This window comes from Brevundimonas sp. GW822-FHT03E11, from assembly GCF_058801445.1.
In genome coordinates, this window is the sequence record NZ_JBXANG010000010.1 from 23,880 (window position 1) to 48,977 (window position 25,098).

General features: G+C 67.7%; 25 protein-coding genes, 1 tRNA gene and 1 pseudogene. 9 read left to right on the forward strand and 18 right to left on the reverse strand.

Going from position 1 to position 25,098, the window contains the following annotated elements:
- Positions 1-108 precede the first annotated feature (108 nt).
- The 7 genes from astD to AC1RKE_RS14005 all read right to left on the reverse strand — a co-directional run bounded on the left by astD (position 109) and on the right by AC1RKE_RS14005 (position 11,542).
- Positions 109-1,542, reverse strand: coding sequence for a succinylglutamate-semialdehyde dehydrogenase (gene astD, locus AC1RKE_RS13975; protein ID WP_348682901.1), 1,434 nt, complete (start codon positions 1,540-1,542; stop codon positions 109-111).
- Complete coding sequence (locus tag AC1RKE_RS13980) at positions 1,539-2,546, reverse strand: arginine N-succinyltransferase (RefSeq protein WP_348682900.1); 1,008 nt, start codon at positions 2,544-2,546, stop codon at positions 1,539-1,541. The genes astD and AC1RKE_RS13980 overlap by 4 nt, the downstream gene beginning before the upstream one ends.
- Position 2,547: 1 nt before the next feature.
- Positions 2,548-3,798 (reverse strand): hydrolase, encoded by a 1,251-nt coding sequence (locus tag AC1RKE_RS13985; RefSeq protein ID WP_348682899.1) that lies wholly within the window; start codon positions 3,796-3,798, stop codon positions 2,548-2,550.
- A 185-nt stretch (positions 3,799-3,983) separates the two neighbouring features.
- Positions 3,984-8,210 (reverse strand): translocation/assembly module TamB domain-containing protein, encoded by a 4,227-nt coding sequence (locus AC1RKE_RS13990; protein ID WP_395942089.1) that lies wholly within the window; start codon positions 8,208-8,210, stop codon positions 3,984-3,986.
- The gene (locus tag AC1RKE_RS13995; protein WP_348684289.1) at positions 8,207-10,003 is read right to left on the reverse strand and encodes an autotransporter assembly complex protein TamA; all 1,797 of its coding nucleotides are present in this window, start codon (positions 10,001-10,003) and stop codon (positions 8,207-8,209) included. The genes AC1RKE_RS13990 and AC1RKE_RS13995 overlap by 4 nt, the downstream gene beginning before the upstream one ends.
- 107 nt (positions 10,004-10,110) lie before the next feature.
- Positions 10,111-10,377 (reverse strand): hypothetical protein, encoded by a 267-nt coding sequence (locus AC1RKE_RS14000; RefSeq protein WP_287397018.1) that lies wholly within the window; start codon positions 10,375-10,377, stop codon positions 10,111-10,113.
- A gap of 76 nt (positions 10,378-10,453) precedes the next feature.
- Entirely contained in the window at positions 10,454-11,542 is a 1,089-nt protein-coding gene (locus tag AC1RKE_RS14005; RefSeq protein ID WP_348684290.1) for a CaiB/BaiF CoA transferase family protein, read from the reverse strand.
- Positions 11,543-11,631: 89 nt separating this feature from the next.
- Here AC1RKE_RS14005 and AC1RKE_RS14010 point away from each other — a divergent pair.
- From AC1RKE_RS14010 to AC1RKE_RS14020, 3 genes are all read left to right on the forward strand, one after another.
- A tRNA-Lys gene (locus AC1RKE_RS14010) sits at positions 11,632-11,708 on the forward strand.
- A gap of 25 nt (positions 11,709-11,733) precedes the next feature.
- Positions 11,734-12,606 (forward strand): ROK family protein, encoded by an 873-nt coding sequence (locus tag AC1RKE_RS14015; RefSeq protein ID WP_287103825.1) that lies wholly within the window; start codon positions 11,734-11,736, stop codon positions 12,604-12,606.
- Between the two features lie 30 nt (positions 12,607-12,636).
- On the forward strand, positions 12,637-13,182 hold the full coding sequence (locus AC1RKE_RS14020) for a hypothetical protein (protein ID WP_054765190.1): 546 nt from the start codon (positions 12,637-12,639) through the stop codon (positions 13,180-13,182).
- Positions 13,183-13,186: 4 nt separating this feature from the next.
- Here AC1RKE_RS14020 and tgt read toward each other — a convergent pair whose 3' ends face one another.
- From tgt to AC1RKE_RS14040, 4 genes are all read right to left on the reverse strand, one after another.
- Positions 13,187-14,302, reverse strand: coding sequence for a tRNA guanosine(34) transglycosylase Tgt (tgt, locus tag AC1RKE_RS14025; RefSeq protein ID WP_348684291.1), 1,116 nt, complete (start codon positions 14,300-14,302; stop codon positions 13,187-13,189).
- On the reverse strand, positions 14,303-14,788 hold the full coding sequence (locus tag AC1RKE_RS14030) for a hypothetical protein (RefSeq protein ID WP_152949813.1): 486 nt from the start codon (positions 14,786-14,788) through the stop codon (positions 14,303-14,305). It lies immediately after the preceding gene.
- A 111-nt stretch (positions 14,789-14,899) separates the two neighbouring features.
- On the reverse strand, positions 14,900-15,985 hold the full coding sequence (gene queA / locus AC1RKE_RS14035; RefSeq protein ID WP_395942090.1) for a tRNA preQ1(34) S-adenosylmethionine ribosyltransferase-isomerase QueA: 1,086 nt from the start codon (positions 15,983-15,985) through the stop codon (positions 14,900-14,902).
- A 34-nt stretch (positions 15,986-16,019) separates the two neighbouring features.
- The gene (locus tag AC1RKE_RS14040) at positions 16,020-16,514 is read right to left on the reverse strand and encodes a DUF305 domain-containing protein (protein WP_054765193.1); all 495 of its coding nucleotides are present in this window, start codon (positions 16,512-16,514) and stop codon (positions 16,020-16,022) included.
- A gap of 102 nt (positions 16,515-16,616) precedes the next feature.
- On the opposite strand from AC1RKE_RS14040, the gene AC1RKE_RS14045 reads away from it, so the two are divergent.
- The 4 genes from AC1RKE_RS14045 to AC1RKE_RS14060 all read left to right on the forward strand — a co-directional run bounded on the left by AC1RKE_RS14045 (position 16,617) and on the right by AC1RKE_RS14060 (position 19,796).
- A complete protein-coding gene (locus tag AC1RKE_RS14045; RefSeq protein ID WP_333897258.1) occupies positions 16,617-17,087 on the forward strand; it encodes a hypothetical protein in 471 nt (156 codons plus the stop codon).
- 39 nt (positions 17,088-17,126) lie between these two features.
- On the forward strand, positions 17,127-18,800 hold the full coding sequence (locus AC1RKE_RS14050) for a lysine--tRNA ligase (protein WP_464160052.1): 1,674 nt from the start codon (positions 17,127-17,129) through the stop codon (positions 18,798-18,800).
- A 60-nt stretch (positions 18,801-18,860) separates the two neighbouring features.
- On the forward strand, positions 18,861-19,238 hold the full coding sequence (locus AC1RKE_RS14055) for a hypothetical protein (protein WP_054765196.1): 378 nt from the start codon (positions 18,861-18,863) through the stop codon (positions 19,236-19,238).
- 87 nt (positions 19,239-19,325) lie between these two features.
- Positions 19,326-19,796 (forward strand): SH3 domain-containing protein, encoded by a 471-nt coding sequence (locus AC1RKE_RS14060; protein WP_348684467.1) that lies wholly within the window; start codon positions 19,326-19,328, stop codon positions 19,794-19,796.
- A 126-nt stretch (positions 19,797-19,922) separates the two neighbouring features.
- On the opposite strand, the gene AC1RKE_RS14065 is transcribed toward AC1RKE_RS14060, so the two are convergent.
- Together AC1RKE_RS14065 and AC1RKE_RS14070 are read right to left on the reverse strand one after the other, a co-directional pair.
- Positions 19,923-20,558 carry a S24 family peptidase gene (locus AC1RKE_RS14065; RefSeq protein ID WP_348684466.1) on the reverse strand — a complete coding sequence of 212 codons (636 nt, stop codon included), beginning with the start codon at positions 20,556-20,558 and terminating at the stop codon, positions 19,923-19,925.
- A 161-nt stretch (positions 20,559-20,719) separates the two neighbouring features.
- Entirely contained in the window at positions 20,720-21,217 is a 498-nt protein-coding gene (locus AC1RKE_RS14070) for a hypothetical protein (protein ID WP_348684465.1), read from the reverse strand.
- On the opposite strand from AC1RKE_RS14070, the gene AC1RKE_RS14075 reads away from it, so the two are divergent.
- Positions 21,207-21,344 carry a hypothetical protein gene (locus AC1RKE_RS14075; protein ID WP_348684464.1) on the forward strand — a complete coding sequence of 46 codons (138 nt, stop codon included), beginning with the start codon at positions 21,207-21,209 and terminating at the stop codon, positions 21,342-21,344. The genes AC1RKE_RS14070 and AC1RKE_RS14075 overlap by 11 nt on opposite strands.
- A gap of 506 nt (positions 21,345-21,850) precedes the next feature.
- Here AC1RKE_RS14075 and AC1RKE_RS14080 read toward each other — a convergent pair.
- The 5 genes and pseudogenes from AC1RKE_RS14080 to AC1RKE_RS14100 form a co-directional block, all read right to left on the reverse strand.
- Positions 21,851-22,075 (reverse strand): annotated as a pseudogene (locus AC1RKE_RS14080) (transposase); the annotation flags it as partial.
- A 6-nt stretch (positions 22,076-22,081) separates the two neighbouring features.
- A complete protein-coding gene (locus AC1RKE_RS14085; protein WP_395942232.1) occupies positions 22,082-22,522 on the reverse strand; it encodes a hypothetical protein in 441 nt (146 codons plus the stop codon).
- A gap of 97 nt (positions 22,523-22,619) precedes the next feature.
- Positions 22,620-22,964, reverse strand: coding sequence for a hypothetical protein (locus AC1RKE_RS14090; RefSeq protein ID WP_054765200.1), 345 nt, complete (start codon positions 22,962-22,964; stop codon positions 22,620-22,622).
- A gap of 164 nt (positions 22,965-23,128) precedes the next feature.
- Positions 23,129-23,521, reverse strand: a complete 393-nt coding sequence (locus AC1RKE_RS14095; protein WP_182714950.1) for a PaaI family thioesterase — start codon at positions 23,519-23,521, stop codon at positions 23,129-23,131.
- Positions 23,518-23,985: a PaaI family thioesterase gene (locus AC1RKE_RS14100; RefSeq protein WP_182714949.1), complete on the reverse strand. Its 468-nt coding sequence runs from the start codon at positions 23,983-23,985 to the stop codon at positions 23,518-23,520. Before AC1RKE_RS14100 ends, AC1RKE_RS14095 begins: the two co-directional genes overlap by 4 nt.
- A gap of 79 nt (positions 23,986-24,064) precedes the next feature.
- Between AC1RKE_RS14100 and AC1RKE_RS14105 the strand changes: the two genes are divergently transcribed.
- Positions 24,065-25,096: a ligase-associated DNA damage response exonuclease gene (locus tag AC1RKE_RS14105; protein WP_395942233.1), complete on the forward strand. Its 1,032-nt coding sequence runs from the start codon at positions 24,065-24,067 to the stop codon at positions 25,094-25,096.
- The last annotated feature ends 2 nt before the right edge of the window (positions 25,097-25,098 follow it).

Here is a 25,098-nt window from a genome sequence, read left to right on the forward strand (position 1 = left end):
AAAGCGAGACGCGTGACGATGGGGGAAGTTCTGCTCCAGAAGACTTCCCTCTCCGACCCTGGTTCGCTTCGCGAACGACGGGCCACCTCTCCCGCAGGCGGGAGAGGGTCATTGTTTCAACCCCTTGATCTCGCCTTCGATGTTGGCGACCGCGTCGGCCTCGAAGCTGGCGACCGGATAGGCGCAGTAGTCGGCGGCGTAGTAGGCGCTGGGGCGGTGGTTGCCGCTGGCGCCCAGGCCGCCGAAGGGCATGTCGCCGGCGGCGCCGGTGGTCGGACGGTTGAAGTTGACCACGCCCGCGCGGATGCGGCGGATGAAATGGTCCCAGTTGGCCGGATCGTCGCTGACCAGACCGGCGGACAGGCCGTAGCGGGTGGCGTTGGCGGCCTGGATCGCAGCGTCGAATGTCGGGACGCGGATCACCGACAGGAAGGGGGCGAACATCTCCTCGTCGGGAACGTCGATCCCGGTCACGTCGATGATGGCCGGCTTGACGAAGGCGCCCCCCTTTACGGAATTGGGCAGGTTGGCGACGGGGCCGGAGGCGCGGATGACCTTGGCCCCGCTGTCGATCCGCTCCTGCAGCGCCTTCAGCGCCGCCTCGGCCGCGCGGGCCGAGATCAGAGGTCCGGCGTAGGGTTCGGGATCGCTGTCCCAGGGGCCGAAGACCAGGCGGTCGGACAGGGCGGCTATGGCTTCGACGATCGCATCGCCTTGAGCCCCTTCCGGCACGATCAGGCGTCGGGCGCAGGAACAGCGCTGGCCGGTGGTGATGAAGGCGGATTGGACTGCGATGCCCGCGACGGCTTCTGCGTCGGCGGCGTCCCAGACGACCAACGGATTGTTGCCGCCCAGCTCCAGCGCCAGGATGACGTGGGGATCGTCGGCGAACTTGCGCCGGAAGTGGGCGCCCGCCGCGCCCGAGCCGGTGAACATCAGGGCGTCGATCCCGGCGTCCAGCAGGGCCGCGCCGGTCTCGCGGCCGCCCTGGACCACATTGACCACGCCGGTCGGCAGGTCGGCGGCGGCGAAGGCTTCGGCCATGACCTGACCGACCAGGGGCGTTTCTTCCGACGGCTTGAAGACGACCGTGTCGCCGGCCAGCAGGGCGGGGACGATATGGCCGTTGGGCAGATGGCCGGGGAAGTTGAACGGGCCCAACACCGCCGCCACGCCGTGCGGACGGTGGCGCAGGGTCGCCCGGCCGAACGCCGTGTCGCTGGTCCGTTCGCCTGTGCGTTCGTCATAGGCGCGGATCGAGATGTCCACCTTGCCGATCATGGCGGCGGCCTCGGTCTTGGTCTCCCACAGGGGCTTGCCGGTCTCGCGGGCGATGGCCTCGGCGATCTGGGGCGCGCGGTCCTTCAGCACGGCCTGATAGCGTTTGACGGCGTCGATCCGCTCCTGGCGCGGGCGGTCGGCCCAGTCAGGGAAGGCGGCGCGAGCGGCGTCGACGGCGGTCTGGACCTGGGCGGGGGAGGCGGCCTCGCCCTCCCAGTTGACGGCTTCGGTGGCGGGATCGGTGGAGGTGAAACGGGTCATGATTTTACTCGCACAGTGTCTCCGCTGCGGACCTTGAGCGCGGCGGCGGTTTCGGCGGTCAGGCGGGCGATGTCGCCGTCGATGTCGGCCTTGGCGCGGACGGCGCGGAAGGCGGCGACGCTGTCGGTCGAGATCAGGGCCGGCAGTTCGGCCTGGACCGTATCGACCAATTCGACCTTCAGGCGGCGGGCGTCGCGCACGGTGCGGATATTGTCGCGGCCGCAGGCGACGGTCGGACCGGCGTCGAAGATGTCCACCAAGCCGTTGGGCCGGAACCCTTCGCTTTCCAGCAGGGCCATGGCGGGCACGCCCTGCGGATGGACCTTGCCGATGACGGCGCGGGCCGGTTCGGGCAGCAGTTCGACATAGATCGGGTGGCGCGGCGCAAGGTCGAGGATGAATTGCTTGTCGGTCGAGCCGGTCATCCGGTCGGCGTCGTCGAACTCCATCGGGAAGAATTTGTGGGCCACATGGTCCCAGAAGGGGCAGGCGCCGTCGGGGGTGAAGACGCCGCGCAGTTCGGCCAGAACCATGTCGGCGAACAGGTCGGGCTGGGCGCCGATCAGCATGTATCGCGACTGGCTGAGCAGACGGCCGGCGCCGCCCTTTCGCCGATCCGCCTTCAGGAACAGCGACCCGACCTCGGTCCAGCCGGTGCATTCATTGACCAGCACCAGGGTCTGATGGTCCAGCTTCACCCCCAGGGACGGCGACTGGACGGTGTTGTTGACCACGCGGAACGAGAAGAAGGGGCGTTTCAGCCCGACGGTCGCCTTGACCGAGCCGACGCCGTCGATGTCGCCCGTGTCGCCGTCTTCCAGCATCAATGTGTACCAGGCTTCCTGCCAGGGAACCTTGCCCTCGAAACTGGCCTGGCTGAGGTCCAGCCGCTCGGCCAAGGCGTCGGGATCCTCGGGCAGGCTGGTGAAGCCGGGGCCGGACAGGATGGCCAGTTCGAGCAGATGGTCGAGGTCGGCGGGGCCGGCGGGGCGGACGACAAGCATTCTACAGGGTTTCCATCCGCAGGGATTTCAATTTGGCCGCGTCGATCTCGCCCGAGGCGATCTTGCACAGGATCAGGGCGCTGAGCTGGGCGCGTTCGACGAAGCTGTCGGGCCAGGCGAACTCCTGGTCCGAATGGATGTCGCCGCCGCGGACGCCCAGGGTGTCGATATTGGGCAGGCCGGCGGCGTGGAGATTGTTGCCCTCGCAGACGCCGCCAGAGGGTTTCCAGGCGATGGACTGGCCCAAGAGGGCGCCGGCTTCCTTCACCGCTTCGAACAGGGCGGTCTGGGCGGCGTCCATCGGCTTGGGCGCGCGGGTGAAGCCGCCGTGCAGATCCAGCGTCAGGCCCTCGAACGGCGGCGCGGACGCGATGGCGCGGACTGAGGCGTCGATCCAGTCGGCGGCGGCCTTGTCCGGCACGCGCACGTTGAAGCGGACCACGGCGTTGTCGGCGACGACGTTCAGGGCGCCGCCGCCGGAGATCTTGGCGACGTTCACGGTGACGCCTTCGTGCCTGCCGTTCAGCCCGTGCAGGGCGGCGGCGATCATGGCCGCGCCCGCCACCGCATTGCGGCCTTCGTCGAAGGCCCGGCCGGCGTGGGCGGCCTTGCCCGTGACGATCAGGTGATAGTTGCCGCTGCCCTTGCGCGCCCCCGCCAGGGTGCCGTCCGCCAGGGCCGGCTCATAGGTCAGGCCGACATGGCCGCGCGCGCCCAATTCGGCCAGCAGGGGGGCGGAGGCGGGCGAGCCGATCTCTTCGTCCGGGCTCAGCAGAACGGTCCAGCCCACGCCGTGACGGTCGGGGTGGGTCTCGAAGGCTTCGAGCGCGGCCAGAAGCACGCTGACGCCGCCCTTCATGTCAGCGACGCCGGGACCGTTCAGAGCGCCGTCCGGGCGCGTCGTCACGGTCTGGAAGCGGCTGTCGGCGGGGAAGACGGTGTCGTAGTGGCCGGTCAGGACCACCTGGATCGGCGCCTCCGGCCGGGCGGTGATCTTCAGGGCGTCGGCATGGGCCTCGGTCCGCACCGATCCGTCGTCTGCGACAGTGGTCGAGCCCTGGGTCGGGATGCGTTCGACCGTGGCAGGCAGGAGCCGGGCCTCAGTCTCCAGCGCGTCCAGCACGGCGTTCAACCCGGCGGCGTTGCGGCTGCCGGAGTTGATGTTCGCCCAGTCGATGGTGCGGCCGATGATGGCGTCACGTCGCCCGGCGACATGGTCCAGGACGGCCTGGTCGGCGTTCAGAATCCGCATGGCCGGACCCTAGAGCATGATCGTTTCGGACGGAACCGCTTTGCGGTTCCGACAGAAGCGTGAATCATGCTCTCGCTTTAATCTGGAGCCTGATTCACCGTTTCAGCGGAACCGCGTAGCGGTTCCTCCTCAACGGATCAGGCTCTAGACGCCGCGCGTCCAAAGGTGAAGGTCGAGCCGACAGATTACCGGTTCGGGCGCCGGTCGGCGCGTTGCCCGGGGTCGCGGCTTTCCCGACGCCAGCGGATCGACAGGCTGGTTTCGCCCTGGCCGCCGAACTGGGAGCTGATCGCCAGATTCCGGCGCGGTTGCCACTCCACCTTGACCGCCGCCCCGCCCTCACCGCCGCCGATGACCTCCAGATAGACGTCGTCGGTGATGTAGCGGCCGCCCGCCACCGTCAGGGCGCTGGCCTGTCCGCCGAAGGACAGCCGGTCCAGCCCCGCCAGTTCGCGCAGATTGCCGATGACGTCGAAGCCGCCGCCGCCCGCCAGGGCCGCAACCCCCGCCGCCAACTGCGCCGCCTCGAACGGCGACAACTGGGCGGCCGACCGGCCGAACAGCACCTGGGACAGGATTTCGTCCTGGGGCAGGGCGGGGGTGGAGGTCAGGGCGATCTTCGGCTGGGCCGCCGTGCCGGTGACATTGATGGTGGCGGTCAGGGCCGCGTCCTCTCGCGTCGCCGACAGGTTCAGGCGGATGTCCTCCGGGTCGGTGGACAGGGTGACGCGGCCGGATTCGTCGAAGACGAAGCGCTTGCCGGCGAACTCATAGTCGCCGCGCACCACATTGGCCGTGCCGGTCAGCTGGGGTTGGGCCACAGTGCCGCGCACCCGGGCGTTGACGTCCAGCACCACGTTCAGGCCGCGGCCGCTGACCCGCACCTTGCCCCCGCTGGAGCGCAGGGCGATGTCCAGGCCGATCTGAGGGCCGCGCCGGCGCACCTCGGCTTCCTGGTCGTCTCCGCCGGGCCGGTTGATCTCGACCACGTCCATGGAGACGATGCCGGTGGAACCGGGCACCTCCGGCTCGATCCGCGCTTCATCGACATTGATCTGACCCGACAGCTGGATGTTGCCGTCCTGGCCGCGGACGATGGTCACGGGGCCGGTGGCGCGGGCCTCGCCTATGTCGTTGTCGATGACGCGGAAGCGGGTCAGGTTCAGCTGGGCGGTCGAGCCCGAGCCTTCGCGCAGTCCGATCCGACCCTGGCCGTTCACCGTGCCGCCCGCCGTGTCATTGGCGCTGAAGGCTTCGATCAAGGCCGTGGTGTCGTCGAACCGCGTCCTCAGATTGAGGTCGCCCAAAACCAGCCCCACCGACTTCTCGCGATAGGAGCCTTGCGACAGGTCGAACCGGCCGTTCAGACGCGGAGACGCCAGGGTGCCGGCGATCGTCGCTCGGCCGTCCACCTGGCCCGCCAAGGTGCGGTCACCGCCCAGGAACAGATCCCAGATCGGCTGAATCTGTCCATTGATCGAGACATTGCCGGACATCGGGCGCTGGCGGGCAATCGCCAGCCGCAGCGGCGCCGCTGAGGCTTCGACCGGCAAGGTGATGTCTGCGGCCGCCTGAACGGCGTCCTCGTCCGAGGCGACGGCCTTCACCGTCAGGCTGTTGTTGATCAGGGTGGCGTCCAGACGGCCGTCGACCGCCAGGCCGCGCGGGGCGTCGATGCTGCGGACGTCCTGCAAGGTGACGTTGGCCGAACCGGACAGATCGTCACCGGCGCCGCGCAGAGAGACCCGGCCCGTCGCGCGCCCGCGCAGATCCGGCGAAATGGTCTGGAGGTCGACGCTGGTCAGGTCGGCCTGGATGACGGCGATCCGCGAATCCTGACGCAGGTCCGCCATCAGGACCCCGCCTCCGACGCCGAGGTCGAGGTGGGCGGCCCGTTCCGCGCCGTTCAGAGTCAAGGTGGCGGGGGTTCGGGTGGTGAAGGCCACCTCGCGGACCCGGCCGCCGCCCCGCAAACTCACGGTCTGGGCGTCGCCGCGTCGCGCATAGACGCCGGTGCCATTGAACTGGGCGGGCGTGCCGCCGCCGACGTCCAGGGCCAGGGTGAAGGGCAGATTGTTCAGGGTTCCGCGGCCGTCCAGATCGACGGTGCGAATGACCCAGCTTTGGCCGGACAGCCGGATGTTTCGCCCGCTGACGTCCAGGATGGCGCTGTCGGAGCCGCCGCCCTCGGTCAGGCGGACCCGCCCGTTGGCTTCGCCGGAAGCCAGGAAGGCGCCGGCGCGCGCCGTGAAGGTCAGGTCCGCGCTGGAAGGCAGGTTGTCCGACAAGGCCATGGCGCCCTGGGCCGTGACGCCGCCGGCGTTGACGTCCAGATCGCTCAGCCTGATCCGGTCGCCGCCCAGGGCGAAGTTCCCCGACGCGCGGGCCGGGCCGTAGTTGGAGCCGCTGGTGATCGTGATCCGGCCGTCCGAGGCGTCTGCGCCCTTGCGGAAGCTCAGGATCAGGTCGGCGTTGGTCAGGATCAATCCGCCGGCCGTGACCCGGTCGAACCCTGCGGTCAGATCGACGCGCGGCTGAGACAGGGTTCCGGTCAGGGCGCCTTGTCCGTTCATGTCGCCGGCGATTTCGACTGGACCGGCGGCGAAGGGGCCGCGCGCGTTCCAGTTCAGGGCCAGCCGCAGGCGGCCGTCCGTTTCGATCAGCCCCTTGGCGCCGGCCCGTCCGGCGGCGCCGGTCAGTTCGCCGCGATCCACCTCGATCCGGCCGCCGTTCAGCTTGCCGTCCAGCTGGAGACGCGGCGTGCGGCCCAGAAGACGGTCCAACTCGTCCATGCCCACGCTCAGCTCGCGGCCCCGGCCGTCGAAACTCAGGGTCCAGGGCGCGCCCGTCTTGGCCGAGGCGGCGCGAATGGACCCGCCGAAAGACCCCTTGCCGCCGGACTGGATGCGCGAAACGTCGGTCAGCCGCGCATCGCCGCGGAACCTCATGCCGCCCAGAAGATTGCGGGAGCCGGATCCCTCGACCGACAGCCCCTGGCCGTCCAGATCGATCTTCTCCAGCAATAGGGCGCCGTCCTTCATGCGTGCGGCTTCAAGCTGAACGCGCGGGGCTGCGCCCAGCAGACCGCCGATCAGGCCCTGGGTCGAACCGCCGAAGGCCCGAACGTCGCCGTCGAGATCCATCCGTCCGTCGCGGACCTGCACGTTCAGCGGCCCTGCGATGCGGGTCGCCCTGTAGCTGGCCAGGTTGGCGTTCAACAGGGTGGCCTGGCCTTCCAGGCTCCAGGTCTGGGCGTCGCCCTTGAACAGACCGGAATAGGCGGCGGGACCGGCGACGTCCGCACCCGTCAATCGGCTCAGGGACGCAGTCTGAACGTCCAGCCGGATTCCGTCGGGCGAACTGCGGTCGGACATGCGGATGACGCCCCGCGCTTCGGAGGCGACGTTGTCGGAGATCAGTTTCCAGCCCACGCCCTGGAAGGCCTTGTCCTTGGCCGGGACCATGGCGAAGCCGAACCGCGCCGTGCGCCCGACTCGCTCGACGAAGGGGGCGAACAGGTCCGAGCCGCTGAAATCGAAATAGCCCGAGACCCGAGACCCGGCCTCGCCGAACCGTCCGTCCACCGTCAGCGGGACGAAGCGGCCGGTCTGAACCTTGGCCCGCACCAGGTCGGCGTTGACGACCGCCACGGCCGAGAAGGGTTCGTCGGGCGAATAGCCCAGGGCGCCGGCCAGGGGGCCGCCCTGGGCCTCCTTGGCGCGCAGATCCACGCGCGTGTCTTCCAGCCTGCCGCCGAAGGTCGCGGCCAGGCGCAAAAGATCGCCGGGGCGGTTCAGACTGTCGGCCTTCAGCTCGGCGTGTTTGGCACCGCGACGCGGCAGGTCGACCATGCCCGACAGGTCCCAGCGCCCGTATTCCTTGGAAAAGCCTTCCAGCAACTCGACTCGCGCCGAGAACTTGTCGATATCGACGTCGATCGGCTGAGGCCCGCCGGGTTCGCCGCTCGGCGCGTCCAGAATGGGGCGGCGGATCAGTCGGATCACATCGGCGCTGATCTCGGTGGCGTGAAACCGCCGCGTGACCAGGGGCCAGTAGGACCAGTCGACCCTGACGTTTCGGGCGTCCAGCCAGACCCCGTCGCGGTCCGTGACCGTGACCCGCTCCAGGGTGAAGTCGTCGAACAGATCGCCCTTCAGCCCATAGACGTTGATCCGGCCGTAACGGCTGATCTTCTGGCCCTGGACGAAGCCGGACACCAGTTCTCGCCCCGCATCCGAGACGATGTACATCCGGCCGCCGATCAGGGCGATCAGCGCCAGCACCAGCACGCCGCCGACTATTCCACCGGCGATCAGGGCGATCAGCTGCGGCAGGCTGCGTCTGCGGCGCACCTGGGCGGCGGTTTCTTCGGGCGCGGTTTCAGGCGCTTGTTCGGGCGGCTCCTGGGTCAAAACGCCTGCCCGATGCTGATGTAGACTTGGAAGGCCGAGTCGCCTTCACGCTTGTCCAAGGGGATGGCGACGTCGGCGCGGATGGGGCCGAACGGCAGCTTGTACCGGACCCCGACCCCGGCGCCGTAGCGCATGTTGCTGAAGTTGGGCGTCTCTTGAAAGCCCACGGCGCCGGCGTCGACGAAGGCCACGGCCTGGAAGCTCTGACCGATGTCGTGACGTACTTCCAGCGAGGTTTCGAACAGCGACAGACCGCCGCGCGGGGTCTGATCCGGCAGTTGCGGATTGACCCCCTGATAGGAATAGCCCCGCACCGACCCGCCGCCGCCGGAGTAGAACAGACGGTCCGACGGCACGCTCAGCTCACCCCCGCCGATGATGGCGCCGAGGCGAAGGCGCCCGGCCAGGACGGTGCGCGCCTGATCTTGCAGCGGCAGATAGGCGGTCGCCTGGGCCTCATTACGCAGGAAAAGGACCGTGTCCTCCCCGGCCACGGCCGTCGGCTGGACCGAGGCGGTCACGCGCCATCCCCGCGTGGGATTCAAGGGATCGTTGGAGTTGTCTATATAGGCGCTGGTGCGGCCGGTCACGATCGCCAGATCCCGGTCGAAGCTGACCGCCCTAGGGGGGACGGACGCATAGTCGTAACGGTTCTCGCGGTACTGACCCGCGTCCAGGCCGATGCCGTAGTTGAAGTAGGAGGTCCGGCCGATCCGCTGCTGCAGCTCGGCCGCCAGCACCAGGGCGGTGCGTTCATAGGCGTCGGTGTCCTCCTTCACCACGCCTGCGCTGAGCTTCAAGGTGCGGCCGGGCTTGCGCCAGTGAGGCAGGGACAGATCGGCGCCGATGCGGCTGTCCAGCCGGGCGAACCGGGTCTCAAGCGCCAGGGTGTCGGCGCGCCCGAACCGATTGTAGCGGGTCCAGATGAAGTCAACGCCGGCGCCTTCCTTGGTGGCCCAGGTGGCGCCGGCCTCCAGCACGCGGCGGGGCCGGTCCTGGAGCGTCACGATCACGGGACGCAGCCCTTCGGCGGTGGTCTGTTCCGGCGGCGCGAGGGCGACGCCCACACCGTCATAGACGCCGGTGTCCAACAGGCGGCGCTCAAGTTCGCCGACCTTGTCCGGGTCATACCGGTCGCCTTCGCGCCACGGCGCCAGGGCGGCGACCCAGGCTTGATTGGTGCGCCCCGGCCGCGGCATCAGGACGCCGTCCAACAGGACCGGCCGGCCCGATACGATGCGGTATTCGGGCGCGACGGTGAAGGCGGCGTGGTCCACCACGACGCGGCGGGGATCGGCCTTGGCGTCCGCATAGCCGTCCCGCACCAGGCGCGCGACGATCCGCCCTTCCGCCGCGATCACATCGACGGCCCGGCCCGGATCGCCGGCCTTCAACCCGATCGCGGCCCTGGCGTCCTCGGCCGCCTCGGCGTCGGGGGCGGGGTCGATCCAGCTGATGGTCGGCGGGGTCAGCACGAAGCGGCGACCCGGCTCGACCGAGACGATGGCGGTCGGCCGCTCTTCGCCTTCGACGATGTCTTCGAGCACCGGCTGATAATAGGCTTCCGACCGCAGCAGGGCCTCGGCCGCTGACACGGCGCTGCGCGCGCGGCGCCGCGCTTCGAACCGGCTTTCGGGGGGGGCGTCCACCTCGCCGATGGCCCGCTCCAACATGCGGCGCAGCTCGGTGTCGACCTCGCCGCGGATTTGCGCGCGGGGATCTGCGGCGGCGGCCTGGGCGAGAAGGCTGCAGGTCGTCAATGCGGTGAGAAACAGGGCGGGCCGGATCGTCAAACTACAGCTTTCGTCAAGATCACGGCCTCCGGATCGGCGCCTCGGCACGCCCTTTCAAGCGCTTAGGTAAGCCCCTATCCGACCGCAGGAGGGAGGGACAAGGCCCGTCAGTAGAACAGGGTTTCGCTTTCGGGCTGAACCGACTGTTCCGAAGTCCGCTCTTGCGGCGGCGGCGGGGTCTCCTCAGGCGGCGTGGGCGCGGGATCGGTCACTTCAGGGGCGACGACCGGCTCGCCGGCGGCCTCGTCGGTCTCGGCGGGTTGTTCAACGGTGGGCTGGTAGCCGTCTTCGGGCCGAGACTGGCGATCCTCACAGCCCGCCAATGCGGACGCGGCCAGCGCTGTCGCGGCCAGAATGAAGATCGAGCGTCTCATGAAAAACGGTTCCCCTGGGTTGGTTCTGCAACGCCTGCTGCGTGGCTCCGTTCCATAGCGCCGAAAACGTCTTCGGTCATCCGGGTTCGGAGCCCCAGCGCAGAATGGCCGCGTCGAGCGGAAGGGGCGGCGGATTTGCGACCGTAGAGGGCTGGTCGTCGAAGCGGGGCGACGGGGCCGGGGCGCCGTCTACGAATGTCCCACGGGCTTGATTGTGCGGATGGCCCGGCGCCTCGCCCAGGCTCAGCACGGGGGTGACGCAGGCCTCCGTCCCCGCGAAATGCTCCGCCCAGTCGTCACGCTTCCGGGCGGCGAAAAGGGCGGCGAAGCGAAGATGGAGATCCGGCCATGCGGAGGTGTCGTACTGAGGCGCTTCGGCGGGTTCGATCCCCAGACCCGAGAGCAGGGCGAGATAGAAGCGGGGCTCCAGCGCCGCGACCGCCACATAGCCGCCGTCCCGGCAGATGTAACACCGATAGAAGGGCGCGCCGCCGTCCAGAAGGTTGGAGCCGCGGCGGTCGTTCCACAAGCCCTGGGCGCGCAGGGCGTGGAACAGGCCGCCCAGCAGGGCGGTCCCGTCCGTCATGGCGGCGTCCACGACGCGTCCGCGCCGGGTGGTTCGGACCTCCAGCAGGGCCGCCAGAACGCCGACGACCAGCATCATCGCCCCGCCGCCGTAGTCGCCGACCAGATTCAAGGGCGGCGTCGGCGGTCGGTCCGGCGACCCCATGGCGTGAAGCAGACCGGTTAGTCCGATGTAGTTCAGATCGTGTCCGACGGTCTGGGCCAAGGGGCCGCTCTGTCCCCAGCCCGTGATCCGACCGAACACGAGGGCGGGGTTTCGGCCCAGCAGATCGGCCGGGCCATAGCCCAGACGTTCCATGACGCCGGGACGAAAACCCTCGATCACGGCGTCGGCGGACCCGGCCAGGCTCAGAACCCCGCGCCGGTCCGACGCCGATTTCAGATCGACCGGCACGGCGGCCCGATTGCGGTGAAGGACGGCGCCGCCCACCTCGGAAAAGACGGCCGAAGCCGCCGCTTCCGAGCGGGTGAGGCGCAGCACCTCGGCCCCCATGTCGGCCAGCATCATGCCCGCGAAGGTGACGGGCCCCAGTCCGTCGAATTCGAGGATGCGAAGTCCGTTCAGCGGTTTCATATGCATTGAGTAGCAGACCCGGTCTTGACCGGAAGGGCGGATTGCAACAGAAGGCGCCCTTCGACGGTTTGGGCCAGGCCCGAACGTCGCGCGGTGCGTCCTTAGCTCAGTTGGTTAGAGCATCTGACTTTTAATCAGAGGGTCCTCGGTTCGAGCCCGAGAGGACGTACCATTTCTCCCTTCGGAGGAGCCTCCCCATGTCCAAGCCCGTCTTCTTCGCCGTCGAAACCGGCGGGACCAAGATCGTGTGGCGGGTCGAGGATGCGGCCGGCGCGGTGCTGGATCAGGGACGGTTTGCGACTGGCGCGCCCGAGGCGGCGGTCGAGGCCCTGATCGCCGCGACGGGCGACAGGGCGGTCTCGGGACTGGGCGTGGCCAGTTTTGGCCCCCTGGTGGTCGATCCGGCCTCGCAGGATCGCGGCCTGATGCTGGCGACGCCCAAGCCGGGCTGGACCGGGTTCAATCTGGCGAAGACCCTGGCGGAGCGGCTGAACACCCCTTTCGTCGTGGACACCGACGTCAACGCCGCCGCCGTCGCGGAGGCGCGACTGGGCGCGGGGCGCGGGGCGCGGGCTGTGGCCTATGTCACCGTCGGCACCGGGATCGGCGGCGGGCTGTGTGTGGACGGCCAGACCCTGAAAGGCGCACTTCATCCCGAGATCGGCCATCTGTTCGTCCAGCGCCTCTCGGGCGACGCCCAGGTCAGCGCCTGCCCTTTTCATGCTGACTGTGTGGAGGGGCTGGCGGCGGGACCGGCGGTGCAGGTGCGGCTGGCGGGGCGTCGGCTGGAAGAAGTGGATGCGGTTCGGGCCGTGGTCACGGACTATCTGGGCCAGATGATCGCCGGCTTGGTTTTCGCCTGGGCGCCCGACCGGATCGTCATGGGCGGCGGCGTGATGTCGACGTCCGGCCTGATCGCCGAGGTCGAGGCGGCGGCGCGGCGCTGGGTCAACGGCTATGGCGCGGCGCTCGTGATGGGCGAGGGCGGCTATCTGGTTGCGGCCGAGCGCGGACACGCCGGGCTGGATGGGGCCATGCTGATGGCGCGGGAATCCATCCAGGGGTTTTGATCGGAGCGGCATCCGTGGTCTAAGGGCCGCATGAAGCTGATCCAGTGGCCTGTCCTCGCCGCCCTTCTCGTGCTGGCCGGCTGCAACGCCGGTCGTTCCGCCATGAGCGGGGCCGAGCAGGTGGGCGCGGGGCTGGGAGACGCGGTCACCGCGCCGCTGGAGGACTTCAATCTGCGCCGCCAGCTGATTCCGACGGTCCTCTTGCAGGCCGAGGCCAATCCCTATGATCTGCGCAATCTGAACCAGTGCACCACCATCGGCGCCGAGGTGGCGCGGCTGGACGAGGCGCTCGGGCCCGACACGGACGAGCCGCCGCGCCAGGACGGCTCCTACCGCAGCGAACAGGCGGCCGATGCGGCGGCCAAGGCGACGCTGGACGCCATTCGCGGCACGACGACCGACTTTATTCCGGGTCGCAGCTGGATTCGTCGGCTGAGCGGAGCCGAACAGCACAGCCGCCATGTGCAGTCGGCCATACAGGCGGGGCGGATGCGGCGCGCCTTTCTGAAGGGGATCGGCATGCAGAGGAACTGCGCCCCGCCGGCGGCGCCGAGCTGGTTCCGCCCGAGGCGGTAGGGCCTCAACCGTTCGACACGTGCCGCGCGTGGAAGTCGCGGCGGAAGGCTTCGAAGCGGCCTTCGGCGATGGCGGCGCGCATGGCGGCGGTCAGAGCCTGGTAGAAGGCGATATTGTGCCAGCTGAGCAGGACCTTGCCGAGGATTTCGTCGGCGCGGATCAGGTGGTGCAGATAGGCCTTCGAATAGGCCGAGGAGGCGGGACAGGGGATGGTGGGGTCCAGCGGATCCTGATCCTCGGCGAAGCGGGCGTTCTTCAGGTTCAACGGGCCGTCCCAGGTCCAGGCCTGGCCGTGACGGCCGGCGCGGGTGGGCAGGACGCAGTCGAACATGTCGACCCCGCGCCAGACCGCCTCGACCAGATCGACCGGCTTGCCGACCCCCATCAGATAGCGCGGCCGGTCGGCAGGCAGGAATTCGGGGGCATAGTCCAGCACCTCGCACATGGCCTGGTGGCCCTCGCCGACGGCCAGGCCGCCGATGGCGTAGCCGTCGAAGCCGATGTCCTGAAGCTGTTCGGACGACTGGCGGCGCAGATCCTCAAAGGTCGAGCCCTGCTGGATGCCGAAAAGGGCCTGGTTTTCGCGCTCGCCGAACCGGGCCTTGGAGCGGGCGCCCCAGCGGATCGACAGTTCCATGGCCTTTCGCGCCGCGTCCTTCTCGGCCGGATAGGCGACGCACTGGTCCAACTGCATCGAGATGTCGGCGCCGATCCGGTCGGCCTGAATCTCGATCGAGCGTTCGGGGGTCAGGACGTGTTTGGAGCCGTCGATGTGGGAGGAGAAGGTCACGGCCTCTTCCTTCACCTTGGAAATTCCGGCCAGGGACATGACCTGGAAACCGCCGCTGTCGGTCAGGATCGGCTTGTCCCAACCCATGAATTTGTGCAGGCCGCCCAGACGCTCCATCCGCTCGGGGCCGGGGCGCAGCATCAGGTGATAGGTGTTGCCCAGGATGATGTCGGCGCCGGTCGCCTTGACCTGGTCCACCGTCAGGGCCTTGACCGTGGCGGCGGTGCCGACCGGCATGAAGGCTGGGGTGCGGATCTCGCCGCGGGCGGTTTTCAGCACGCCGGTGCGCGCGCGGCCTTCGACGGCCGCAATGTCAAAAGGAAAGGGCATTCAGGCGATCAGTCGTTCAAGCTGTTCGACGCGCGCCAGATCCTTGGGACGGCCGAAAAGGCGGTACAGGGCGATGTGGTCCCGGATATCGGGGACAAACAGGGGGGTGTCGTCGATAAACACCGGCCGGCGCGACCCGAACTGGACGTCCGCCCAGTCGCCGCCGTCGCGCACCTCCAGCCCGGCCATGACCTCGATCAGGATCGACTGATCATGCGCGCGGCCGAAGACGGCGGAGCGGAACAGACCCTCGCCGGGGTCGGGCACGATCTGGCCGCCCAAGGCGGCAAGCAGGGCGCGGGCGTCGCGCGGGGCGCACAGGACGTCGATGTCCGGCACATGGATGTCGGTCAGGCCGTAAAGCGCCATCGCCGCCCCGCCGAAAATCCACCAGGGCTGGTCCAGGTCGCGCGCGGCCTCTCCGACGGCGATCAGGCCGTCGCGGAGCTCTTGCGGCAGATCAAGCTCGGCGTCGTCAGGCGTCACGGAAGTCTCTTTCGTCAGAGGACGGCATTTAAGGGTTCGCGCGCCGGAAGGCCACAGGACAAGCGGTTCGATCCGCCTCAGCAGAAGGTTCGCGCCGGCGGCGTGGGGTTTTCAGGCCCGGAACAGCAAGGAGCCGTCGCCGTAGGAGTAGAAGCGGTAGCCGTTGTCGACGGCGTGGGCGTAGGCGGCCTTCATCGTCTCCGGACCGGCGAAGGCGCTGACCAGCATGAAGAGGGTCGATTTGGGCAGGTGGAAGTTGGTCATCAGCACGTCCACGGCGCGGAAGCGGTAGCCGGGGGTGATGAAGATTGCGGTGTCGCCGTGGAAGGGGCGGATCTCGCCGGTCTCGGTCGTGGCGGATTCCAGCAGGCGCAGCGAGGTGGTGCCGACGCAGACGATGCGGCCGCCGGCGGCGTGGACGGCGTTCAGGGCGGCGGCGGTCTCGGGCGAGACCTCGCCCCATTCGCTGTGCATCCGGTGTTCGGCGACATCCTCGACCTTGACCGGCAGGAAGGTGCCGGCGCCGACGTGCAGGGTGACGGCGTGGGTCGAGACGCCCCGGGCGCGGATCGCGTCGAGCAAGGCGGGCGTGAAGTGCAGGCCCGCCGTAGGGGCGGCGACCGAGCCGTCGTGTTCGGCGAAGACGGTCTGATAGTCCGAACGGTCGCGGTCGTCCTCGGGCCGTTTGGCGGCGATATAGGGGGGCAGGGGCATGACCCCGACGGCGCGGATCGCGTCGTCCAGGGCCGGGCCGGACAGGTCGAACTTCAGGGTGATCAGGCCGTCGTCGCCCTTGGCCGTGACCGTGGCGTCGAGACGGCCCAGGTCGCAGGCGGCGTCGGCTCCCTGTCCGAAGCGAATGCGGTCGCCCGGCTTGATCCGCTTGCCGGGCTTCATGAAGGCGGACCAGACGTCGGGGGCGTCGCGATGGTGAAGCGTGGCCTCGACGGCGACGGTCAGGGTCTCTCCCTCGGGGCCGGGACGGGTGCGGACGCCGGACAGGCGGGCGGGGATGACGCGGGTGTCGTTGAAGACCAGGGCGTCGCCCGGCTGAAGAAAGTCGGGCAGGTCGCGGATGATCCGGTCGTCCAGGGCGCCGTCCTTCACCACCAGCAGGCGGGCGGAATCGCGTGGATCGGCGGGCCGCAGGGCGATGCGGTCCTCGGGCAGGTCGAAGTCGAAATCGGCGGTCTTCATCAGGCGGCGCACAGGCCACGCCGGGGGCGGGGGGTCAAGGGGCGGGAGAGCGGGCCGGCAGGTCAGGCGCGTCGCGGGGCGGGGGATTCCGGGACAGATCGGCGACCAGATCGTTCATCTCATCGATCTCGCGCACCTGGGCCTCGATGATCTCGTCCGCCAGTTCGCGGACGCGAGGATCGCGGATATGGGCGCGTTCGCTGGTCATGATGGCGATGGAGTGGTGCGGGATCATGGCCTTCATATAGGCGACATCGCCGACGGTGGCCTGGCTGCGGACCAGCCACAGGGAGCCGGCGAAGACGACGACGGCGCCGGCGAGGATCATCTGTTTGATCCGCGGCCTTTCGTACATCGACCACATGAAGCCCATCATGATGGCGGCCATGACCGCCCCCATCAGCAGGGCCATGTAGAGCCGCGTCTCGCTGAAACGGACGTGGTCGATCTGATAGGTGTTCAGATACATCAGGCCGTACATGACGAGGGTGGAGACCCCGATCATGGCGGCGAAGCGGCGATAGCTCACGGGAACCTCATGGGCGGCCTCGGCGGGTGTCGCTGAGGAGGAATGCGGTCGAGGCGGGAATGATCCGGCTGAACCTTCCGATCCGGCGCGTGTTCAGCGGAGATGAAAGCCCTCGCCCTTGTCCCCTCCGTCCTCATCGGCGCCGTCGCCAGCGCCCGGTCCATGACGCCCATGGCGGCCATAGCCGGGGCCCGGCTGGCGCACCGGAAGACGCCGGGGCGGTTGCTGCTGCTGGATCATCCGCTGTTCAAGTTCGGCGGTCTGGCCATGGGCGCAGGCGAGCTGTTCGGCGACAAGATGAAGTCGGCCCCGGACCGGACGGTCTTCCTGGGCCTGCTGGCGCGGGTGATGAGCGCGGGGATCGCGGGCTCGGCCCTGGCGCCGCGCGGGCGTGAGAAGCTCGGCGCGGCGCTTGCGGTGGGGACGGCGGTTCCGCTGGCCTATCTGGGGCTGGCCGGGCGGAAAAAGGCGATGGCGCGGATCGGGCAGACGAAGAGCGGTCTGATCGAGGATGCCCTCATCGTGGCGGCCGGGGCGGCGGTGGTGGCGATGGCGACCGGCCGACGTCGTTGAGCCGTTGACCCGGGGGGCGGGACAAGTCAAACCGCCGCCATGCTTCAGAACCTCGAAACCCTCGCCCGCGAGGCCAAGTCCTGGCCGTTCGAACAAGCCCGTAATCTGCTGGCCCATGTGCTGAAGAAACGGCTGGGCGAGAGCGAGCGGGCCGAGGCGCGGGCGCTGATCGACGCGGGCAAGGCCGACGAGGCCCTGGCGAAGTTCGAGGCCCTGCAGAAGCCGGTGCTGCTGGAGACCGGATACGGGCCCTCGGGCCTGCCGCACATGGGCACCTTCGGCGAGGTGGCGCGGACCACCATGGTGCGCAACGCTTTCCGCGCCCTGACCGGCGACCACTGGGCCACGCGGCTGGTCGCGTTTTCGGACGATATGGACGGCCTCAGGAAGGTGCCGGAAGGGGTGCCGAACCCCGAGATGCTGCGCGAGGACCTGAACCTGTCGCTGACGCGGGTGCGCGATCCGTTCGGCACGCACGACAGTTTCGGGGCGCACAACAACGCGCGGCTGCGGGCGTTCCTGGACTCGTTCGGCTTCGACTATGAGTTCATGAGCTCGACCGAGACCTACAGGTCCGGCGCCTTCGACGCGACGCTTCTGACCCTGCTGGAGCGGTTCGACGCGGTCATGGCCATCATGCTGCCGACCCTGGGCGAAGAGCGGCGGGCGACCTATTCGCCCTTCCTGCCGGTCAGCCCGATTACGGGCCATGTGCTGCAGGTCCCGACGCTTGAGCGGAACGTCGAAAAGGGGACCATCGTCTTCGACGATCCCGCGGGCGGGCGCACCGAGCTGCCGGTCACGGGCGGCCATGTGAAGCTGCAGTGGAAGCCGGACTGGGCCATGCGCTGGACCGCCCTGGACGTCGATTACGAGATGTCGGGCAAGGATCTGATCGAGAGCGTGCGCGAGAGCGGCAAGATCTGTCGCGCCCTGGGCGGGACGCCGCCGGAAGGCTTCAACTACGAGCTCTTCCTGGACATCGAGGGCAAGAAGATTTCGAAGTCCAAGGGCAACGGCCTGACGATGGAGGAATGGCTGCGCTACGGCACGCCGGAGAGCCTGAGCTGGTACATGTTCCAGTCGCCGAAGTCGGCCAAGAGCCTGCACTTCAACGTCATTCCGCGCGCCATCGACGACTATCTGGCCTTCATCGAAAGCTACAAGACCCAGGAGCCGGCCAAGCGGATCGACAATGCGGTCTGGTCGATCCATGCGGGCGATCCGCCGACCCATACCTCGCCGGTGTCCTTCGCCCTGCTGCTGAACCTGGTGGGGGTGGCGAACGCCTCGACCAAGGCGCAGCTGTGGGCCTATTTCGCCAAATATCTGCCCGAGGCCACGCCGGAGAACGAGCCGCTTCTGGACCGGCTGATGGACCACGCGCTGAACTATTACGAGGACTTCGTGAAGCCCTCGAAGTCGTACCGCCTGCCGGACGACAAGGAGAAGGCGGCGCTGGAGGACCTGGCGGAGCGGCTGAAGGCCCTGCCGGCGGACACGACCGACGGCGAGCTGATCCAGAACGAGGTCTATGCAGCAGGCAAGGCGCATGAGTTCGAGCCGCTCCGAGCCTGGTTTGGGGCGCTGTACGAAGTGCTGCTGGGCGCCAGCCAGGGACCGCGTTTCGGCTCCTTTGCGGCCATCTACGGCCTGCCGCAGACGATCGACCTGATCAAAAAGGGCGCGCGCGGCGAACTGGCGCAGGCTTGACGCAAGGTAATATTTCTTAACCGCGAAGGGCTTGTATGGCGACGTGGCCGGGGAGGCGACGTGCAGTACGAGATCGACGAACAGGCGCGGATCTTGTGGATGGACCTGGTTTCGGCCGGGTCCGCAGACAAGGTGCTGACGGCGACATTGGCGCTGATCAAGGCGCGGCCGGAGCTGTGCAGCTGGGACTGGATCGTCGAATGCCAGCCCCTGCCCGACGATGCGACGGTGGACCATCTGTCGAAACTGGCCCAGGCCTGGGGCGCACCGCCCACGGTCGAGGCGCTGACCGTTTTCGTCACTCAGGACCGGCTGCTGCACCTGTGGGCCCGGGTGATGGACTTCCAATTTCTGCGCCGCAAACACTTGGTCGAGCGCGACGTCGAGGCCGCGCGGCGGTTGATCGAACGCCGACGCGCCGAGCGTCCCTTAAGATGAACGGAAAATAACGGCGAAGCTCCGGGAGCCTTCAGGTTCAGCTCGGCATTCTCCCCTCATCGGCAAACCCGATGACAGGAGATGAATATGTCGAGCAAGTTTCTGAAGACGGGTCTGGCCACGGCTGCGGCTCTGGCCGCCCTGGTGACCGCAGCCCCCATGGCCGCCCAGGCCCAGGCCAATGGCGTGACCAACTGCGACGCCCCCGGCGGTCGCCAGCGCGCGGGCGCCCTGATCGGCGCAGTCGTCGGCGGGGTGGTCGGCTCGAACCTGGCGCGTAACGAGCGCACGGCCGGGACCATCGTCGGCGCCGGCGCCGGCGCGGCGGCCGGCTCCTATATCGGCTGCAACCAGCAGCGCGCCCGCGCCGCAGCCGAGGCCAACGCCAACACCTATCGCGCCGGAACCACTCTGCGGATCCGCAGCGGCCCCGGCACCGGCTTCCGCCAGTCGGGCAGCCTGGCGGCCGGCCAGCCCTTCACCGCCGTGGCCCGTCAGGGCGACTGGATCCAGATCGCCGGCGGAGGCTGGGTGAACGCCAACTATGTGACCCGCTGAGGTCGCGTCCGGAAAGACCGCGCCGGCGGGGTCGTTCTTGCCCCCGTCGATCCCGCCGGAACGGTCGCCAGGCTCGCGGTTCGCCGTTTGAGCCCAGACCCCGTCCGGTTCGCCGGCCGGGGTCTTCTACTGGCTGACCCAGAGGATGCGGGCCATCCATTCGATCTCGCGCCGGGACACGACCCGCGGGGGATAGTCGGGATTGATCGAGGACAGGGTGGCGGTGCGGGCGTTGAGCGCCGTCAGCTCCTTGGCCACCACCTCGCCCGAGGTCAGACGCGCCACGACCCGGTCGCCGCGCCGCACGGCCGGGTCGCCCCGGTCGACGATGACCCGGTCGCCCTCACGGTACAGGGGCGCCATCGAATCCCCGCTGATCCGCAGGCTGAAGGTGGTGGGATTGACCTGCGGCAGTTCGGTCTGGTCCCAGCCGTCGCCGGTCGGCAGGCCCGCCTCGTCGAAAAAGCCGTCCAGGCCCGCGCGGGCCAGGCCCAGCAGTGGCACGGTCGACGGGGTGGCGGGCGCGTCGTCGGCCAAGGCGGCGAAGTCGGCGAGGGATACGCCGGCCGCCTGAAGAACCAGGGTCAGGCTCTCGGTCGAGGGCCAGCGGGGCCGCGGCGGATCCCCGGCGCTGAACCGCTTGGACGGATTGAAACTGGTGGCGTCCAGCCCGGCCCGCCGCGCCAACCCCGACGGCGACAAGCCCTCGCGCCGCGCCAGGGCGTCGACGGCCTTCCATAGTTTTGCGTGGGACAGGGGCATGGCGTTCCCGACAATGAGTCGGCCCAGCCTAGAGTGAGAGCTTAGGAATTTCTACCTAGCTGTGCACTTTGCATACCGAGGAATTTATGTCAGAGGATCTAGCCGACAGGCTGGCACTAACCCCTCAAAGCCTTGCTGAGGCGGTAAAAGAGTTCCGAATTTCAGCCGAGCTCTTGAGCAAGGCGTTCGCCGATGCGAGCGAGAGGGACGCTCGTGAGGAGAGCGTCTTCAGCCAGCTTTCGGACTTGGACTAAGGTGACGGTGTGGCTTTCCAGGACGTGCATGGATGGCGTGACCTTGAGCCAGCGGTATTCGATGCGATCTGGGTGGTATTCTCGTGGGGAGCCGTGAGTGATCAAATGGCGACGATCTGAGAGCTCCTCGGCATCTTCTATCGCTCTGATCGCCATGTCGGCGACAGGAGAGAGTGCGGAAGATCGCCGAAAAACCTTTTTCAGGTATTTGGTTTTTCGACCAAACATCCTGGGTATTTCTTTGTCGATCTCGTTGCCGCCGAAGCGATGAAAAGTGATGGCCACTAGGAGGTCGATGCAGTTCTCAAGTACCGACCAGTGTAGGGTGCTCGCGCCGTAGGCCATGAGCATTTGGTTTGAGGGCAGATTTCCGAGAGGATCCATGGCGAACGATTTGGCGGACAAGAATGTCTCCGATCCTACGGCTGAACGCCGTGATGAGGTTGTGAAGCGTATGCTGGCGATGCCGCCGGTGAAGCAGAAGCCCAAGAAAGAGGGGCGCAAGCCGAAGCCCGCGCCCAAGGCTGATTGAGTTAGCGGGTCACCCAGCCGAACAAGCCTCTCGGCTTCAGGGCGTTGCCCAACACGCCGCCGCGAGAGCGGTTCGCTTTCCAATGGAGGGCGCGATAATTGCTCGCATGACTGGCCCCGCCCAACGCGGACGGCAGGACGTGATCGATCTCCCAGCCATATTGAGACTGAGAGCCGTAGTCCGCCCACCGAATGATGTTCCCATCGGCATCGACGCGATAGTCGGAGGGCAAAAGGCCTTGGACAGGGCTGCAAGCTTGCCAAGCGGCGAACTTGTCCTGTTCAGGACGCGAGAGATAATTTAAAAGAGTCATGTGGGTGGTCTCTGGTGACGCCCGCGTGGGGCTGGTGATCGTTTGCCGCCGACTTTTGCAGAGGCGGGCGGTCAAACGATTCCAGCTTAGCATACAGCGCCATGCCGCTGTGCACGGTTTGTTCCGCTGTCCACAGCGACGCTAGGTTGCCCTCAGCTTCTTTCTGAGTCTCGTCAGCCTCAGAGCCTGAAACCTAAACGTAGGCTTCGTCAGTCCGCCGATAGGTCAGGCGCTTACCGATGGTTCCGATAAGCGCTGCGTCGGTGCGCATGGCGTCGGTGAAGCCCAGCTTGGCGCGGGTGTTGTGGCGGAAGCCAAACTCGGTGACGTAGCGGTTCAGGTGCTTCTCAGAGCAATGCTGATAGACGCCCTTCATACCCTTCTTGAAGACGCCGAAGAAGCCTTCCGCCGAGTTGGTGCATGATTAGGAATTTCTACTTAGCTGATGCTCAGTCGCCGCCTTCCGTTCCTGCCAGGCCCAGAAGGTGCCGACGGTGATGGAGATGATGATGAGGTAGCCGTTCAGGTTCATGATGGTGAACAGCGCGCTGACCGGCGTCCGGCCGTTCATCAGCAGGATGAGGTGGCACAGGACTGTGAGAAGTTGGATGGCTCCGGCCCATATGGGCCAGGCGCGGTTTGATCTCAAAGCGAGAACGGCAAACACGGCCAGCAGGATCAGGTCGATGAAGAAGACGCCCTGGGGAGCCTGATCGGCGCGGGGCGATTCCTGTTGGACGACAAGCGAAGCAAACCACGCCATCAGGTATGCGCTGGCGCCCACCTTTTCAGTATTTCCGCCCTTAAGCAGCGCAAAAAGCGCCATCGTAACCATGAAAACGGCGCCTATGACGGCGTACATCATGTTTACCATAATTGTCGCCCCCAAGCGTTTTACGCGAAGGGGGCGACTTTAGGCGATGTTAGGTTAAGTGATAATGAGGCCTAACCTTAACTTAATTTCATGCAACCGAGCGGAGATGATTGCGCGTGTCCTTGGGGTCAAGCCAGTCGTCGGGCTTGCCAATCGGGCCGGCGGCGTAGGTTCCGAAGCCGAGGCGGCGATGGTCCTTCTGCAACTCGCCGTGGCACGCCACGATGGACTCCCGCGCGGCGGCGAGGGCGGCGATGGTTTCCATGGCCTTGGCTTGCGAGGCCGTGGCGGCGACCGGCGACAGCGAGAGGTCGGCGCGCGCGCTGATGAAGGATTGAACCAGCGTCGTCGCTTGAGCGATGGCGGCGTCGATAGCGTGTTCCGTGGCGTGCAGATCAGCAGCCACGCCGGCGATGACTTCAGTACGGTCCATTGGGAAGCCCCTCAAACAAGGTTTACAATGGATAAATCCTAACACGGCTTAACCGCTTCTGGTAGTATATTGTTAACCTAATCGATCAATGTTGAGCGGGGAGGCGTTCTGGTGCGCATGCGTAGTGCAGCCTTCCTCAGCTCAAGCAAAAGTCTTTGAAAAGGCTAGGATTCCTCCAGAAGGAAGTGCGCGGTCAGGGAGGCGATGGGGCGGCTCCGGCTTTCCTGCCACGCCTCAGCCTGGACGTGAGCGATCCGCCGGCCAGCGCGGCTGATCTCGGCCCTGGCGAAGACGTCGACCGGACGGCCGGTCCTGAGATAGGCGACGGTGACGTTGATCGGCCGCGGCAGGCGCGAACTCGGAAACGCCAGGGCGATCTGTGCCATGGCCGTCATTTCCAACAGGGCGGCGGTTGAGCCGCCGTGCAGGGCCGGCAGCATCGGATTGCCGATCAACTGATCTGCAAAGGGCATGACCACCGTGACCTCGTCGCCGTTCATCTGGGTCTGGAGGTTCAGAAAGCGGGCGTAGGGAAGCCGATCCAGAAGCTCGTTCATGCGCCGAGGTCTCCTGCGGGCGCCGGCTTGGTGCTGCTGCGCGAGCGGTTCAGCACATAGGCCGACTGAGCCGCCGCAACCGGATCGGCGGGATCGTCCTCGAACGCCCAGCCGCGCACGAAGGCGATCGTGGGGGTTAAACGATAGCAGCTGGCTTGGGCCAAAAGGTCCACGCCCGGCCGGGCCGCGCGCATATAGTCCACCCGCAGGTCCAGGGTGGCGATCGGGTGGAAGGCGTCCATGGCGGTCCAGACGGCCAGGCCGCCGATATGGTCCAAGAGGGTCGTCACCAGCCCCCCGGCCAGCACCCCCGTGTCAGGATCGCCGACCAGGTCGGGCCGCCAGGGAACCCGAATGCGCGGCGCGCCGTCATGAAGCCCGTCGAAGATGAAGCCCAGAGCGCCCGTGTGGGCGGCGCCCGCCGCGAGTTGTGGCAGGATGGCGTCGACGAAACTGTCGTGCATGCGAAAGGGCGTCCGTGGAGTCGGTGACAGTCTTCTGTATGACGGGGCGACCCGACGGCGTCGAGAGCGTTACGCCCCCATGATCCGACCCGAAGATCTGCTGCATCCGACGCCGGCCGGCCTCTATTGCCCGCCCGGCGACTTCTACGTCGATCCGGTGCGCCCCGTGGATCGGGCCGTGATCACCCATGGCCATTCCGATCATGCGCGGGCGGGGCACGGCGCCGTGCTGGCCACGCGCCAGACCCTGGCCATCATGGCCGAGCGCTACGGCGACGCCTTTACGGCGCGGGAGCAGGCGGTCGAATACGCAGAGAGGGCCGCGATCAACGGGGTCGAGCTGCGGCTGTTTCCGGCAGGCCATGTCCTGGGATCCGCCCAGGTCGAGGTGCGCTGGAAGGGTCTGACCATGGTCGTGTCGGGCGATTACAAGCGGCGGCGCGATCCGACCTGTCCGGCGTTCGAACCCGTGCCTTGTCACGTCTTCATCTCTGAGGCGACCTTCGGCCTGCCTGTATTCCGCCATCCGCCGGCGCAGGATGAGATCGGTCGGCTGGTTCGGTCGCTGGCGCAGTTTCCTGACCGAGCCCATCTGGTCGGCGCCTACGCCTTGGGAAAGGCCCAGAGGATCATACGCACGCTGCGTGAGGCGGGCTGGGACCGAGCCATCTATGTGCACGGCGCCATGGAGCGGCTGAACGCGCTCTATGAGCGCGAGGGCGTCGATCTGGGGCCGATCCTGCCGACGCGCGATCTCCCAAAGGGGGCGCTGGGAGGCGAGGTGGTGGTCGCGCCGCCGTCGGCCGTGCAGGATCGCTGGTCCCGGCGGTTCGCCGATCCGGTCGTGGCCTTCGCCTCGGGCTGGATGGGGGTAAGGGCGCGGGCCCGCCAGAAGGGGGTGGAGCTGCCCTTGGTCATCTCCGACCATGCCGACTGGGAGGAACTGGTCACGACCTTCGAGGAGCTGAAACCCGACGAGGTCTGGATCACCCATGGCCGGGAGGAGGGGCTTCTGCGCTGGGCCGAACTGAACGGCCAGAAGGCGCGCGCGCTGCGCCTGGTCGGCTATGACGAGGAGGATGAAGAGACGCTGGAGGTCCGGCCGGACTGAGC